This window comes from Paenibacillus sp. EPM92, assembly GCF_016586185.1.
GTDB lineage: Bacteria > Bacillota > Bacilli > Paenibacillales > NBRC-103111 > Paenibacillus_G > Paenibacillus_G validus.
This window is the reverse complement of sequence record NZ_BCPS01000038.1, coordinates 1-15,330: the sequence shown is the minus strand read 5'-3', so window position 1 is coordinate 15,330 and position 15,330 is coordinate 1. Positions and strand designations below refer to the sequence as shown.

General features: G+C 35.2%; 11 protein-coding genes and 1 pseudogene. 1 reads left to right on the top strand and 11 read right to left on the bottom strand.

The window, feature by feature from the left end; translation table 11 throughout:
- Window positions 1-104 precede the first annotated feature (104 nt).
- From rfbD to JMF85_RS07140, 5 genes are read right to left on the bottom strand one after another with little or no spacing between them, the layout of a single operon-like run.
- Entirely contained in the window at window positions 105-953 is an 849-nt protein-coding gene (gene rfbD, locus JMF85_RS07160; protein WP_201317976.1) for a dTDP-4-dehydrorhamnose reductase, read from the bottom strand.
- 3 nt (window positions 954-956) lie between these two features.
- On the bottom strand, window positions 957-1,973 hold the full coding sequence (gene rfbB / locus JMF85_RS07155) for a dTDP-glucose 4,6-dehydratase (RefSeq protein WP_201317975.1): 1,017 nt from the start codon (window positions 1,971-1,973) through the stop codon (window positions 957-959).
- Window positions 1,974-1,995: 22 nt separating this feature from the next.
- A complete protein-coding gene (gene rfbC, locus JMF85_RS07150; protein ID WP_201317974.1) occupies window positions 1,996-2,541 on the bottom strand; it encodes a dTDP-4-dehydrorhamnose 3,5-epimerase in 546 nt (181 codons plus the stop codon).
- 38 nt (window positions 2,542-2,579) lie between these two features.
- Window positions 2,580-3,545: a glycosyltransferase family 2 protein gene (locus tag JMF85_RS07145; RefSeq protein WP_201317973.1), complete on the bottom strand. Its 966-nt coding sequence runs from the start codon at window positions 3,543-3,545 to the stop codon at window positions 2,580-2,582.
- A 7-nt stretch (window positions 3,546-3,552) separates the two neighbouring features.
- Window positions 3,553-4,500, bottom strand: a complete 948-nt coding sequence (locus JMF85_RS07140; RefSeq protein WP_201317972.1) for an NAD-dependent epimerase/dehydratase family protein — start codon at window positions 4,498-4,500, stop codon at window positions 3,553-3,555.
- 153 nt (window positions 4,501-4,653) lie between these two features.
- Here JMF85_RS07140 and JMF85_RS07135 point away from each other — a divergent pair.
- A pseudogene (locus tag JMF85_RS07135) lies at window positions 4,654-5,540 on the top strand (IS1595 family transposase).
- Here JMF85_RS07135 and JMF85_RS07130 read toward each other — a convergent pair.
- The 6 genes from JMF85_RS07130 to rfbA form a co-directional block, all read right to left on the bottom strand.
- Window positions 5,515-6,666 (bottom strand): glycosyltransferase family 4 protein, encoded by a 1,152-nt coding sequence (locus JMF85_RS07130; protein WP_201317971.1) that lies wholly within the window; start codon window positions 6,664-6,666, stop codon window positions 5,515-5,517. The pseudogene JMF85_RS07135 and the gene JMF85_RS07130 overlap by 26 nt on opposite strands.
- Window positions 6,667-6,698: 32 nt before the next feature.
- A complete protein-coding gene (locus tag JMF85_RS07125) occupies window positions 6,699-9,452 on the bottom strand; it encodes a glycosyltransferase (protein ID WP_201317970.1) in 2,754 nt (917 codons plus the stop codon).
- Between the two features lie 36 nt (window positions 9,453-9,488).
- Entirely contained in the window at window positions 9,489-11,057 is a 1,569-nt protein-coding gene (locus tag JMF85_RS07120) for a class I SAM-dependent methyltransferase (RefSeq protein WP_201317969.1), read from the bottom strand.
- Complete coding sequence (locus tag JMF85_RS07115) at window positions 11,054-12,289, bottom strand: ABC transporter ATP-binding protein (protein ID WP_201317968.1); 1,236 nt, start codon at window positions 12,287-12,289, stop codon at window positions 11,054-11,056. Before JMF85_RS07115 ends, JMF85_RS07120 begins: the two co-directional genes overlap by 4 nt.
- A 15-nt stretch (window positions 12,290-12,304) precedes the next feature.
- Window positions 12,305-13,681, bottom strand: a complete 1,377-nt coding sequence (locus tag JMF85_RS27955; protein ID WP_236595761.1) for an ABC transporter permease — start codon at window positions 13,679-13,681, stop codon at window positions 12,305-12,307.
- A 61-nt stretch (window positions 13,682-13,742) separates the two neighbouring features.
- A complete protein-coding gene (rfbA, locus tag JMF85_RS07105) occupies window positions 13,743-14,606 on the bottom strand; it encodes a glucose-1-phosphate thymidylyltransferase RfbA (protein ID WP_201317967.1) in 864 nt (287 codons plus the stop codon).
- Window positions 14,607-15,330: the final 724 nt, after the last annotated feature.

Here is a 15,330-nt window from a genome sequence, read left to right as displayed (position 1 = left end):
CTTAAGTCCATTAACTGTCACCCGCCGAACTATTTTCCAATGTTCATTATAACACGTAACTTAACAAGAGAGTGAGGCAAAAAATAAGACCTGATGTTCAAGTCTTATTTCTCCTCATTATATTCTGCTAAGAATTCTTTCAGGGCTTCTTTCCAATGTCTTAAATCATTAAACCCATTGATCCTTAAGTATAAGTGATCCATTACTGAATATTGTGGACGCTTAGCCGGACGTGGGAACTCCTCGGTGGTGCAGGGTTGAACCTTCGTATTCATTCCTCTTAACTCAAAAATAGCCTGCGCGAATTCATACCAAGAACAGGTACCGGTATTAGAAGCATGGTAGATACCGTAGTTTTCGCTTTGGATCAGATTATTCAAGAATAAGGCCAGGTCAACTGTAAAGGTAGGAGAACCGATCTGATCCTGTACTACTTTTAAAGAATCTCGTTCTTTACCAATCTTCAACATTGTTTTTACAAAGTTGTTTCCATATTGTCCATATACCCAGGAGGTTCTTACTATAAAAAACCTTGAAGATAAAGACTGAATCAATAATTCTCCAGCTCTCTTTGACTTGCCATAAACCCCTTGAGGATTGGTATTATCGTATTCTTTGTAGGGAATAGCCGCTTTACCATCAAACACATAATCCGTGCTTATATAACACAGTTTGGCTCCTACCTCTTCCGCAGCTATGGCCATATTTCGGCTTCCAACCGCATTAACTAAATACGCCTGGTCCTCTTCGGTTTCTGCCAAGTCCACAGCAGTGTAGGCAGCACAATGAATAATCGCATCCGGTTTATAAGCGTGGATTACATCTCTTGCATGAGTTAGATTAGTGATGTTAAGCTGTTCTTTACCGAAAGCCAGTACCTCATGGTGGTTTCCAAGTACTTTGACTACATCTTGCCCTAGCTGGCCGTTGGCCCCAGTCACTAATATTTTCATAGATTATCCACCCATTCGGGCCCCATATTGTTGTTCATAATACATCTGATAATCACCGGATTGTATTCTCTTCCACCAATCTTGATGATCTAAATACCATTGAATGGTGGCTTTAATGCCCTTTTCAAACGGGTACCTAGGTTCCCACCCAAGTTCCGTCACAATTTTTGTTGCATCAATACCATAGCGGCGATCATGGCCTAAGCGGTCATCTACATACTTAATTAATGATTCGGGCTTGTCCAACTCGGCTAATATGGTTTTTACGATTTCAATATTAGTACGTTCGTTATTTCCGCCAATGTTGTATACTTCACCATTGATGCCTTTATGTAATACCAAGTCTATAGCGCTGCAATGATCTTCAACATAAAGCCAATCACGGATATTTAGACCGTCACCATAAACAGGCAAGTCTCTTTTATTTAATGCATTAGCAATCATTAATGGGATCAGCTTCTCAGGAAACTGATACGGGCCGTAATTATTGGAACAACGAGTGATATTCACATTTAAACCGAAAGTTTCATGGTAGGCTCGAACCAATAAATCTGAGCCTGCTTTACTTGCAGAGTATGGACTGTTTGGAGATAAGGGCGTCGACTCCGTAAACAAACCTGTCTCACCTAATGTACCGTAAACCTCATCTGTTGAAACATGTACGAACTTTTTAACTCCGTATTTCTTTGCTGCGTCTAACAGGACCTGTGTTCCCAGAACGTTTGTTTTGACAAAAATCTCAGGTTCCAAGATACTCCGGTCCACATGGGATTCGGCAGCAAAATTAATTACTGCGTCTATACCCTTTGAACAAATATCTTCAACTACAGAGCGATCAGAGATATCCCCTTTTACAAAGGCATACCTCGGGTTGTTCTCAACTCGAGACAGATTTTCTAAATTCCCTGCATAGGTTAATGCATCTAAATTGATGATCTCGTAATCTGGGTATTGATTAAGCATGTAGATAACAAAGTTGCTGCCAATAAATCCTGCCCCGCCTGTTACTAAGATTTTCATGATGTATATCCTCCAATTTCTATTAAAAGTTAATTTCTGCGTCTATCAAGTTTGGATGCTTTCCATCTTTTTCTGAAAGAATAGGATTGGAAACTGGCCATTCAATACCCAAAGCTGGGTCACTCCACGAGATACCTCGATCATGTTCGGGAGAGTAATATTCGTCCACTTTATACATTACTTCTGTATTAGGTACAATCGTACAGAAGCCATGCGCAAACCCCTTTGGAACTAAAAGTTGCTTTTTATTATCCTCACTTAAAATAATACCTAACCACTGACCAAAGCTTGACGAGTTCTTGCGAATATCTACTACTACATCAAAGATTGCACCTCTTGTGACTCTAACAAGCTTAGTTTGGGCTTTAGGATTCAATTGATAGTGAAGACCCCTCAATATTCCGGCCTCAACTGATAAAGAATGATTGTCCTGAATGAATTCATTATGTACTCCTAACTTAAGAAATTTACTCTTTGTGTAGCTTTCCATAAAGAATCCCCTGTGATCACCGAAAACATCAGGTTCGAAAATACATACCCCGTCCAACTTAGTTTTTATAAGCTTCATCAAAAACCACCATCCAATACCTACCTATTATTTATTGGTTATTTTATTAACTTTTTTAATATATATTTAAAAGTATTTGCAAAGAGATAATACTCGATTTTTACGTAATTAAAAGAAAATCTTATCTCCCATTTAGTTCTTTTTACTTTATTTAGTGTTTTTAGACCTTCCTTGAATCCATCTAAATAGTCATCAGCTAGATTTATTCTCTTAAAGAAAAGATATTTAACCAAGAATCCTAACAACAAGAAAGGGAGATTGATTAGAAGTTGTAAATTAGGCATATTTTTGTAGGGCAAATAAACATTATTTCTAGCCGATAACCTTACTTTAAAGCTATTATAACCTCCCCCAGAAGTAGCACTACCTATATGATAAATATGCGCATCAGGACAGTAAATATTTTTATACCCTTGTAATAAAGCTCTATAACCAATGTCTACATCTTCTAAATATGCAAAAAATAATTCGTCAAACAGACCTACATTAGAAAAAAGTTCTTTTTTATAAATAGCTGCACCTGCGCAGCTGCTGAAAATCTCTTTAGTTTTATTATGGAGTTCTTTGGAATCTCCATGCCCTTCCTGATATGCCCATCCTAAAACACTGTACCAGTCTCCTGCATCGTCTATTTTAGTCGGATTATGATACTGCAACATTTTACTAGCACAGGAAAAAATATTATGATCTTGTTCTATACAATCGACAAGCTGTTGTAGCCAATTGGCTGTAGCAACAGTATCTGAATTTAACAAAACAACATATTTTCCTCTGGCTAGTTGAATCCCTTCATTGACCGCCTTACTAAAACCATAATTTTGATCCAATTTTTCTATTAACACATTAGGAAATTCTCTTTCCACCAAATTAATACTTTCATCTTGTGAACAATTGTCAACCATTAAAATTTCGTAATCTGTGAAGGTTTGGATTTTTAGGGAATCTAAACAACTCCTCAAATAATTTGCACCGTTGTAATTAGGTATAACTATGGTAACTTTCATGCCACCCTCAACCACTTATGTCTTTCATATTTTTTCTTTCCTCAAATAATCTAGCGATACCGGTTCTTATGTCAACTTTGGGGATGAAACCGAGTTCCCTTTTTGATTTGGACATCTCCAAAACGTTAATCTTCGCATCAATAGCCCTTTCTTCATAGTGCACGATTTGTGCTCTACTTTGTGAAATCAGCTCAATCTCTTTAATAATTTCCATTAGGCTGATTCCTTTACCTGTACCTACATTAAACACGGGTTGAACATTACTTTTTATTTTATAATTTAGTGAAAGCGTAATCGCATTACATACATCGGAAATTTCAATATAATCTCTGACTATATCACCATTACCATAAAGAGTAATAGGATTTTGATTAATAATTTTGTCCATAAAAACGGAAACAGCGCCAATTCTTTTCATAGGATTCTGACCCTTACCATAAGGATTTGACACTCTAAGTATAATATTTTCCATCCCGTATATTTTATTATACATTAAGAGTATCTTCTCTATTGTCAGTTTCATTATTCCATAATTGTTAATAGGATAAGTAGGGGAATCTTCTTTCAATGCTTCATCATCCGTATTTCCATAAACAGTTCCACCTGAAGATAGAAAAATTATTCTCTTAATTCCTAACGATTTACAACATTCCAAAAGTTCCAACGTCTTAATAACATCGTTTTTATAAGGAGTATAAATGTCATTCATAGATGAAGAAGGAGATACACTGCTAATTAAGTGAATAACAGTGTCTTTGTTTTTTACTATTTCCGAAAAATTATCCTCCTTGAAAAAATCCCCTTCTATCCTGACAATTTTTTTGTTAGGAATATATTTATTTTTCAAGTTTCTATCATAAATAGTTACATTATAATCATCTTCACTTAAGTATTTAGCTAAATTTTGCCCAATAAACCCTCCCCCACCCAAAATAATGCAATTATTCTTTTGCATGTGGATCCTCCTAGTTAATATCTCGACACCATCAGATATTTTCAATATGAATATCAAGTTGCCTCAGGAAAGCCTTCCCATACAAACATTCGTTCGATATACTTCATACAAACAAATGTTCGGTTGCGGTTAACATGGCTCAACAAGAAGTGGTTGGTTACACTGAAAAAATTTCAAAAAAAGTTTCACTCGGAGGACGCATGCCGCGAGCATCTGTTCCAGATCCGATGGGCGAACGGATTCTGTTGCCCCAAATGTGAGCACAATGCATTCTACTTCTTAGAAAGCCGCAAACTGTATCAATGCACGCGATGCAAGTATCAGGCGTCTGTCACTGCTGGCACGATTATGCATAAATCCCATACTCCGCTGCTGACCTGGTTCTGGGCGATTTTCCTTGTTGCGCACGATAAACGCGGAGTTTCCGCTGTCTTTCTTTCACGCGAATTGGAAATCTCATACCCTACAGCCTGGTTAATGCTTCACAAGATTCACAAAACCATGGGTGATCGCGATGCCCACTACCAACTAGCTGGTTTGGTCGAGTTGGATGACGCTTTCTTCGGAGCGCCAACAGAAGGCGCAAACGCGGGCGCGGCGCGGATCAAACACCGGTGCTTGTTGGGGTTTCGCTCAATAAGCAGGGAGCACTGCAATACGTCAAAATGCAGGTGATTCCAGATGTGAAAGGTAAGACGCTTGTCGAGTTTGCAAAACAGCACATCGAGCCAGGTTCGACGATCAGTAGCGACGCTTATCGATCGTACAATGCACTCGCTGAAGAATATGATCACCAACCAATCAAGTTCAATGTAGACGATAATCCTGATCACTTGAAATGGCTGCATACGATGATTTCCAACGCGAAAACCCTTATTGGCGGTACGTTTCACGGTTTGGACACCAAGCACCTGCAGTCCTATCTGAATGAATTTTGTTTTCGTACCAATCGTAGGCAGTTTGAAGGTCAGATGTTTAACCGCCTGCTAACTGCTTGTATATCCACGGATACCATTACCTACGGCGATCTGACTGCATAAGTCTAGGGGAGCTAACTTGATATTCAAAATTTTCAATTGTCACTAGCTCTTTTGAGTTCTTATCGAAGTTTAAATAAAGCGAGAAATATGTTTGGGCAAAATTTTCCATTTGAAACTGTTCAAAGAGTATATTTGTATGAGATTTATATTCCTTATATTTTGTTTCATCCGTCAACATAATCTTCATAGCTTGGACAATATCCTCAACTTCAACACGCCGATCTTCGTTCAAATTCAGTAATATACCTGCAGATTTGTGAGTTTTCTCTGAATAAATCATATGCTTGATATCACCAATATCAGTTGCGATGACAGGCTTGTTATAAGCTAGATACTCAATAATGGAATTAGGAAGACTTTCTGAAACAAAGTAGGTTGGCAAAATAGCTACATCAAATATTTTTAACCATCCGATCCATTCTGAAGGTTCAGTAAACTCGGAAACGAAATGAATATATGGATATTCTAAATATTTTTCTCTTAGTTCTTGTGCATAATTTCCATGTCCCACCAGTATAAGATGAATACACTCTTGCATTATGTTATTAAGGCGAATAACAGCTGATATACTTTCCTCCCATCCTTTTTCTTTAATAGCTCTAGAGACCAAGCCAAAGACAAATTCCCCTTCTGGAATATTTAATAACCTCTTTGATTTAGGGGGGATACTCTGGAGGTTGTAACCATAGTAAACCTTTTGGGCTTTATCTCTATCTTTAAGTTTAATAACATCAAATATCTTTGTATTTTTACTTGTAGCATAAATAATATGATTGGCTTTATGCATTAAATCTTTAATTATTATTGAAAATTCTTGATCGATATCCGGGTTTTCAATCATATTTTCATAGCAACCATGCATAGATAATATCCAGTTGACCTTTTCAAGTCCCTGAATTGCTTTGTAAACGATTTTATCTGACCACCAAATGTGCGAATTGATAACCTCAATTTTCTCTTCTATTATATAGTCTCTTAGTTCCTCAGGGTTTCCAGAGCTATTCAATATACGAACATTAAGGGAAAACATATTTAATATCTGTTTATTCCACAGCCACGGTCGCGCGTTGTATACATACACGTCTTGAGTTGCAGCAAAGAAGTTAGCCAATCTAACAACAAGCATTTGGCCGCCTCCCACCTCAAAATCGGGAGCTATTAATAAAATTTTCTTTTTACTTGTAAATAGTTGGTCTGTTCAATTTTTTCCTCTAACAACTCTTGGAGTTTGGAATACTCCTCTGCAACTCTTTCATTAGTACTTATATTCCGATCAGAAAATCCTCTGCAACCTAATCTCTCATATTCTGATTTAATATGATTAATAAACCGATTTTTAATGAACAAAGGAATATCAAAGTTTTGAACAATATATCGTTTAACTTTTATGAGTTCTAGATACAATTCTGAACTCTGCTCTTTTACACTAATAATACTTTGCGAATGTCTTCTATGATAATTGAGAATTTGTGGACAAAAAGAAATTTTACCGTTTCGGAGAATATAAACATAAGTTAACCAGTCACCACTTATTTGATACTGACTTAATTCTTTTTCTATTCCTTGCAAAGCTGATTTTCTCATAACAACCGCACTTGCATTTGGAATTGTGTTCTTGATTCCCAGTCCCGCAACGATCTCTTCTCGTCCCTCAAGTGTATATGCATGAAGCCACTTATCTTCAGATAGATCAGAAGTATATTCGGTATACCTGTAGTTAATTTTTTGAGAGTGTTCATTTATAATTTGTGACTGGGCATACGCCAAATTTACTTCTTGGTCAACAAAACAACCAACCATGTTTTCTAAGAAGTTTGTTTCGCAAACATCATCTGCTTCTGCTATCCATATCAAGTCACCCGATGACTCTTCAATTCCTTTGATCCATTGACCAAAACACCCTACATTCACATCATTTACTATTACTTTGAACGCGATATCGGATTGTTCTAGAATCTCTCGAGCTACTTGAACACTGTTATCCTTAGATCTATCATCTAAAAATATTATCTCTGTAGGACGGTAAGTTTGACTGATAATTGACTCTATTCGCTCTGGCAGAAATTTTTCATAGTTATAATTAGGGATAATAACAGAAACTTTGAATGTCTTCTCTTTTAGCACTTTTACCCTTTTTTCATATTGAGCATTGTCACCCTCCAGTATTTCTATCAAACGGGCAACATATGAATTGTGATCATATTCTTGTTCTATTAATTCGATTCCTTTTGAGGAAATTACTTGTCGTTCCGTTTCATTCTCAATTATTCTGATGGCCTCATCCGCCATTTTGGATGCATTTAAGTAAGGTATACTTTTAACATCTACTTTATCCATTAACTCTGGCACACCACCAGATTTGTTAAAGGAAATCACAGGAGTCCCATTATCTAATGCCATCAGCACAACGGTCGGAAAAGGGTCTTCACGAGAAGTTAACAAGAACACATCCGCAGCAGCAAAAATGTCGAGTGGTTGAGGATCATAAGCTACAAAGTGAAAGTTGTGTTTAAGATTCAGAATACTGATGTCGTGTTTCATCCATTGTTCAACAATAGAATCCGAATCACCTAGCCAAACAAAATGAATATTATCTTTTCCTCGAACATTTACTACCTCATCAGCTGTAGAAATAAATTTATCAATACCTTTACGTAAATCAGCATATCCACAACCCAAAATAATGCTAGAATCCGAAGGGATTCCCAACTTTTCACAAATTTTATTTTTGGATTCAACTTTGTTTAATTTATCATCTCTTTTTGTATACAAGCCTTGAGGTTTAATAAATATTTTATCGGGATTAACAGTATACTCTTTTAGAAATTCATCTCTAACAAATTGGTTAGGAAATATTATTTTATTAGAGTATTTACTAACGTATTCTGCTGACTGAGTGAAGTTGTATGTTTTAATAGATGTTGGCAACTCGTGAATTAATGTTGCCGTATTGATACCAGCTTCAAATAGCAATTTATTCAGTGCACCGGAAACAACAGTGTTGGAAATACATTGATTGACACCCTTTTCTTTGAGAGCGGCTAGGATTGCACGCACTTCTTTCTCATTTTCCAGGTTTGATAAAGATCCCTGGTTCAAATTAATTACGTTTGCATATTTAGAAAATTCATTCTCGCTCGGTCCGCCCTTCATAAGAATAACGTAAACATCTTTGTGGAAGATCTCTTTTAATGTTTTTACAATATTGACAGCAAGCAGTGGAGCCCCCGCACGTTGGGCATCGTGTGATATGACAAGTATCGAATCTTTATTAGTATTGAAATCTCTTAACTCGTTACCTGTATATTGGATTACATTAGTGTTTAGATCATAATTAAGCATCTTTGCTTTCACTTTGCTCAATGTTGCCTTTAACCCTCTAGTTTTTAATTCATGAACAAATTTTTGCTTCAGATGGGGTTGCTTATTTACAATATTTTTAATTTTTTTGAGATATAGCTGCGCTTTTCTAAACTTATACTCTAATTTGGATATCTCGATGAATTCTAACTGGTTTATGTTAAATTCTTCTTTTGTTGTAACTGTTATAATCATGTGTCGAACAGAGTCTTTAAATCTACAATAATATGAAATACTGCTGTTACTAAAATGTCCAATATCAAAAAGCAAATTAGATGGTAAATTGGATTCATTATACATTTCAATCTTACCGTCATTATTGGGGCTACTGATTGAGTGTACTAGTTTGAGGTATTTAGGGGTATATTTATTTTGAAATATCAAATGTACCGGTTCCTCTTGATTGGCGGGCTTAAAATCTTGTTCTGCTCCGTCCTCTACATTTACCGCACTTTCAAGAATAGGCTTAAAACTTTTCCTAAAAAGCAAATTCTTATCTTTATTCCGAGAAATAATATTGGATAAACAATCCCAAACTTTTGTGTCGGACATTGACTTCATTCCCTCCATTGAAAATATTGAAGATAACTATCTGGATATCAATTCTCTAAATTTTCTTATTTTATCCAATAGTCTCCAACATTTTGAATTCATTATCTCTTTAAGAAACATATCTTTTTGATTTATCTCATTCTTTAATTGTTCTATAACGAGTTCCTTCTCATAGAGAGCACTTTTTGTACTTTCGGTTTCAACTTGTACATTATCTAACTCAATTATTTTTGAACTTAATAAGATTTCAACATTTTTTAATTTCTCTTCCATCTCTATGAGTTGAACTTGCATTTCTTCCCTTTTGCTGTTGTTCTCAGTTAGTAACATTTGCACTTCTGTATTAATACTTTGTGAATGGTTTAACTGAAGTTGATACTGGTTTTTAATAATTTCAATTTCCTTGAATAACTCGTTATATTTTTGCTGAACTATATTTGATTCATCTAACAGATGATTGTTTTTTTCTATCAACTCTAGTTTGTTTTTAACAGTATATAACAGGAAATCTACAATAGGAGAATTCGTCTCAAATTCAATGTCTTCAAATTCCACTTCAACTAAAACCTTTTTAAGCTTTTCAATTTTTTCGTCTATATAAATCTGGGGATCTTCACTAATAAATATATGGCGATTATTCATTACTAACGTAGCATTTGTTCTATAATTTTGTATAATTATCTCGGTTGAGTCATCTAAAACTAATGTTATGGAATTAATATTAATTACAGCGTTTGTGTTGATGGGATCGATTCTTAATCCAGAGACATCCTTACTACACTCCAAATCAATTTCAATAGTTCGTGTTGAAGAACCAATGTCTAAAATTATACTTTGCGTTTCTTCGAAAGTGCCTCCGTTTGCAGTGTACAATTGAGCAAAATAGTTATTAAACTGCTTTTTTACGTCTCTCTTTCGACTCTCATTTTCTAATTGACCCTTTTGCTTTAACTCAAAAATGAATTGATAGACTTCTGCAAAAGGGCGATTTTTTAAATAAAATTGTACCTTTTTAGGCAGATGAGTATAGTAATTGTTAAATTCGGTTTCTTCCACCTTTTTATATATTGCTTGTTCATGGACAGGAACCAAACCACTTCTATCTATCAGTGCCAACAAAGAATCGTATGTGAAAAATTTAATGTGAGTATCATCCAGCAAGCCTATTTTTTTATATTCAAATTTATTATTTAATAAATCAATAATTACACTGTTATGTGCTATATTGGGCACCGATATCAGAACAGAACCCGTTTCTTTTAGAAACTGAGAGGAGCGGGATAGTACTTCTTCCGAATACCGCAAATGCTCTAAAACATCTGCAAACAGTATAAAGTCGAATGTAAGATCTTTAAAACGGTTTACCCATTCAAAGTCGTCAATATCTCCAATCACTGCATCATTGGCATATTCAGATGCTATTTCTGCAGCTTCCTGATCAATTTCAACAATGTACACTTCACACCGAAGTTCTTCTTTTAAATACTTAGTTAAGCGACCAGAAGCGGGACCAAACTCTAATATTGTTGATCCTGGAATAATTTTTCTAGCTATGAGAGATAAGGAGTTATTTGTCTGTAAGTCGAGACTGAAGTCGTATTTCATTTTCCTGTTCCTTTCATAGTCCATTCATGTGGCATTATATATAGACCTTCTCCTACATAGGGGGCGGATACGAAAAATTCCTTTACTTTTGCTTTGTAATCTATTGGTATATGTGCATTACTTTCAAATATGGCAACATCAAAGTAGTAACTACCACCCAGAAGATTAATATTTTTATAGTTCAAATATATCGTATTTCCACCTTTTGTGTACTCAACTTTAACTTTATCCAGTAATGTGTTTAAACCACAAACATAAATATTATCAATGGTATGAATGGCTACTCCAATTACTAAATCAAGATCATCTTGATTCATAAAAAAATCTACTTGGATTGTGACGTTTGCCCCAAAGTTTATTTCAGATAATTCTTCTCTTTGATTACTTAATATTTTGACTGAATCAATATATCCAATGATATCTGGTTGCAAGATCAAATCTGTACTAGATGCAGTTTCACTGGAGAACATTTCTTCGCGCTCTTGTTTAACTTCTCCAAATTTCAAATAGTCCGTATACCTATCACAAATTGTTTCTGTATTCCCTTGTGCAATTAACTTTCCTTCGTTAATCCATATGACTCGGTTACAATATCTTTTGATACTATTAATATCGTGAGAAACAAAGAGAATAGTTTTTCCTTGATCTCTAAACTCATTGAATTTATCCATGCATTTAAGTTGAAACTTTAAGTCTCCGACAGCTAAAGCTTCGTCAACAATTAATATTTCAGGGTCGACATTTATTGCTACAGAAAAAGCTAACCTTGCAAACATTCCACTGGAATACGACTTAACAGGCTGATATACGAAATCCCCTATGTCTGCAAACTCTAAAATTTTACCTATTTTTTGATCCATTTCTTCTCTGGTGTACCCTAACATCATACCATTAAGATAAATATTTTCGATACCAGTATATTCAGTGTTAAACCCAGCTCCTAATTCCAATAAAGCTGAAATATTGCCATTAACTTGAACAGAACCAGAAGTTGGAGAAAGTACACCCGTAATAATTTTTAATATCGTAGATTTTCCTGAGCCATTCTTTCCAATAATTCCGATAATTTCTCCTTTGTTTATGGAGAAGGAAACCTTATCCAAAGCGTAAAATTCCTTATGATATTTCTTGCGAAAAGGGTTAAGTGACTCTTTGAATCGATCGTTTTGTTTTTCATATAATTTATAAACCTTTGTTATATTTTCTACACTAATCGACTCTACATTCCTCATTTGTCTTACCTCTTTCTACAGTACATCTGCGAAATGCGGCTTTAATTTTTTAAAAATAATAATGCCTGCTAATAGAAAAACTGTTGTAATCGTCCAAAAGTATAATGACTGGTTATATCGCTCCCAGAACCAAACATGATTGATGAATGCATCTCTATATCCTTCAACTATGTAATACATTGGATTTATTTTTAGTAACCACCTATAAGACGATGGTATCATTGTGTAGTTCCACATAATCGGTGTCAGCCACATTCCAACCTGTAGAATTAAACTAATAATATGACCTAAGTCTTTAAAAAACACGATGATTGCAGATGTAGAAAAAGATAGACACAAGGCTAAGATAAATGTACAAAAAGAATAATATACAACTTGAACTGAATAAATGCTTGGAGGATACCCGTAGATACCATAGATTAATAAAGCCAATATAATAAAGAAGATATGAACCATAAAGGCAGAAGTTACTTTAACTAAAGGAAGAATCCTTACCTGGAAAACGACTTTTTTTACAAGATAACTGTATTCCAACATGCTATTCGTTCCATTCATAAAAGCATCTGAAAAAAAGAACCAAGGAACCATTCCTGCTATTAGCCACAATATGAAAGGAACTTCTGAAACAGGACCAGATTTAAAACCGATTTGAAATACAAACCAATATAATCCTACAGTAATAATAGGCTGAATAAACGCCCAGATTATTCCTAAAAAAGATCCTGCATATTTCGTTTTAAAGTCATTCTTAGCAAGGTTAATAATAAGAGTTCTATTCATTAAAAAATTCATACTCATTGATAACAAAGCTCTTCTTTTCCACAACAAAAATGTTAAAAGTAATGATGGAATTGTGGATATCAAGCCAATATTGATTGTTTCTTTTATTTTATTGTCTTCTTCCACCTGTTTTAATACAAGTTTGTCTACAGGCAAATTAATATAGGGATCAGTACCAGAGGTTGATATGTTAATATGTTGGTTATTTGGGATAAATTGACGAATTTGGTGGCTTTTATCATTACTTATTTTATGAATATCAATTTGATAACTATTCAGAAATGATTTTATAGTTAACTGATTAATCTTAATATCTGCTGGAGTGCTCCCTAGGTCCAATCTGATATTCTGAATTTTGTCGTCCAATTCAAAAACTAGAGTTCCGGGCAAGTTAACATTGGAGTATTTTGCTTTTGATGAGTTATCTTCCGAGAACCCTTCTTCTCCATACGAATAATACGTTTGAAAGGTATCTTCAACCGTACTTACAACCTCTATATGAAGTTCCATATTACTAGGCGGCGATGATAAGGTATGAATACTACTAAAAGTACCTACATATATCACCATAAAAGCAGCAATTATTTTCAAGGCTGTTTTTATAATATTCAAATGATATAACCCCTTAAGTAAGAAAATTTACATTAGAGATAACTCTAATGTAAATTTTTTTTTAGTTTGCGATATTCATTAAGTACTGACCATATTCTGTTTTCATCAAGGGCGTTGCTAACTCTACTAATTGTTCTTTCTTAATATAACCCATTCGGAAGGCAATTTCTTCGATACAAGATATGTAGAGCCCTTGTCTTTTCTGTATAGCTTCCACAAAGTTACAAGCCTCAAGCAAAGACTCATGTGTTCCAGTATCTAGCCAGGCCATTCCTCTCCCCAACAACTCAACTTTCAAATTTTCAAGGGCAAGATACTCTTCAAGTACAGAAGTAATTTCAAGTTCTCCTCTAGCTGAAGGCTTGACGTTTTTTGCAATTTCAACAACACGGTTATCAAAAAAATACAGACCAGGAATTGCATAATTTGACTTAGGCACCTCTGGTTTCTCCTCTATGGATAAAACTTTCCCTTGAGCATCAAATTCAACAACACCATAGGCCTTTGGATCTTTCACAAGGCAACCGAATATAATTGCCCCGTCCTTCAACTTCGACGCTTCCTGCAATGTTTTAGAAAAATTCAACCCATAGAATATATTATCTCCTAAGACAAGTGCAACCGGATCCTTCCCAATAAATTCCTCTGCTAAAATAAAAGCTTCAGCTAAACCATTCGGGTGTTCTTGAATAGTATAATCGAACTTCATGCCTAATGTTGAACCATTACCTAATAGCTCTTTAAATCCTGGAAGATCTCTTGGTGTTGATATAATTAAAATTTCTTTAATTCCAGCGAGCATTAGTACGGAAAGCGGATAATATATCATAGGCTTATCATATATTGGAAGCATTTGTTTTGAAACAGCCCTTGTAAGAGGGTAAAGCCGAGTACCAGAACCACCAGCCAGAATAATACCTTTCATATTGAAACCCCTCCAAAAAGTTAACTAATATAGCAAGCTATTAATTTAGTATTGTTACTATTAAAAAATCGGCGCCCCCTCCTTACCTCGATGGTATCCGGCTAGGTTACCGTCCTACATATCAATAATATACGGGGTAGAGAAGTCCGCTGCAGTTCAGCCACACAGCCTTACTCTGCGTCCATTTGCCAAAAGGTGGTTTGGCCCGGTAACTTCCATGTTGTTGGCTATACAGCGAGCTGAACAGCATCGGTTCTCTTGGGCTTATTCTAAATGCCCTTATCCTTGCCAAATTTATTATTGTTTTGCCGGTACAAGGCAAGAATGTTCTTTCGGCATCCGTGGCCGGATACCTTACCATCGAGCAGCTTCAATGATGAGAGAAATGATTAGAACGTCCGTCACTTTGACCTTTATAAACGTAAAGGAATAGATTGGCTTTGAAATCTCATTCATTTTGGATCAGTGCCTGACTTAAGCTGATATTTAGTAGGCGGAAGTAGCAACACCATATAGCTTCCCTATCATTCGAACATTGTAACCCTAATTGTTCAGGTGCTTTTTTTATTAAAGGGCACAGGAAAAAGAAAACTACATATAATTCAATATTCTAACAAGAAATTAGCATTTTTACTATATAATTAATTAGTTAGCTAGATTATTAAAAAGTTTATTATCTACTTCAGGGGAAGCTATATGAATAATGTCGTCGCTTTGTATCGAT

Excerpts from the sequence above, each read along its gene's own strand:
- JMF85_RS07140 (WP_201317972.1), bottom strand. The coding sequence starts at position 4,500 with ATGCAAAAGAATAATTGCATTATTTTGGGTGGGGGAGGGTTTATTGGG.
- rfbD (WP_201317976.1), bottom strand. The coding sequence starts at position 953 with ATGAAAATATTAGTGACTGGGGCCAACGGCCAGCTAGGGCAAGATGTA.
- rfbA (WP_201317967.1), bottom strand. The coding sequence starts at position 14,606 with ATGAAAGGTATTATTCTGGCTGGTGGTTCTGGTACTCGGCTTTACCCT.
- rfbB (WP_201317975.1), bottom strand. The coding sequence starts at position 1,973 with ATGAAAATCTTAGTAACAGGCGGGGCAGGATTTATTGGCAGCAACTTT.
- JMF85_RS07130 (WP_201317971.1), bottom strand. The coding sequence starts at position 6,666 with ATGCTTGTTGTTAGATTGGCTAACTTCTTTGCTGCAACTCAAGACGTG.
- rfbC (WP_201317974.1), bottom strand. The coding sequence starts at position 2,541 with ATGAAGCTTATAAAAACTAAGTTGGACGGGGTATGTATTTTCGAACCT.
- JMF85_RS07125 (WP_201317970.1), bottom strand. The coding sequence starts at position 9,452 with ATGTCCGACACAAAAGTTTGGGATTGTTTATCCAATATTATTTCTCGG.
- JMF85_RS07115 (WP_201317968.1), bottom strand. The coding sequence starts at position 12,289 with ATGAGGAATGTAGAGTCGATTAGTGTAGAAAATATAACAAAGGTTTAT.
- JMF85_RS07145 (WP_201317973.1), bottom strand. The coding sequence starts at position 3,545 with ATGAAAGTTACCATAGTTATACCTAATTACAACGGTGCAAATTATTTG.
- JMF85_RS07120 (WP_201317969.1), bottom strand. The coding sequence starts at position 11,057 with ATGAAATACGACTTCAGTCTCGACTTACAGACAAATAACTCCTTATCT.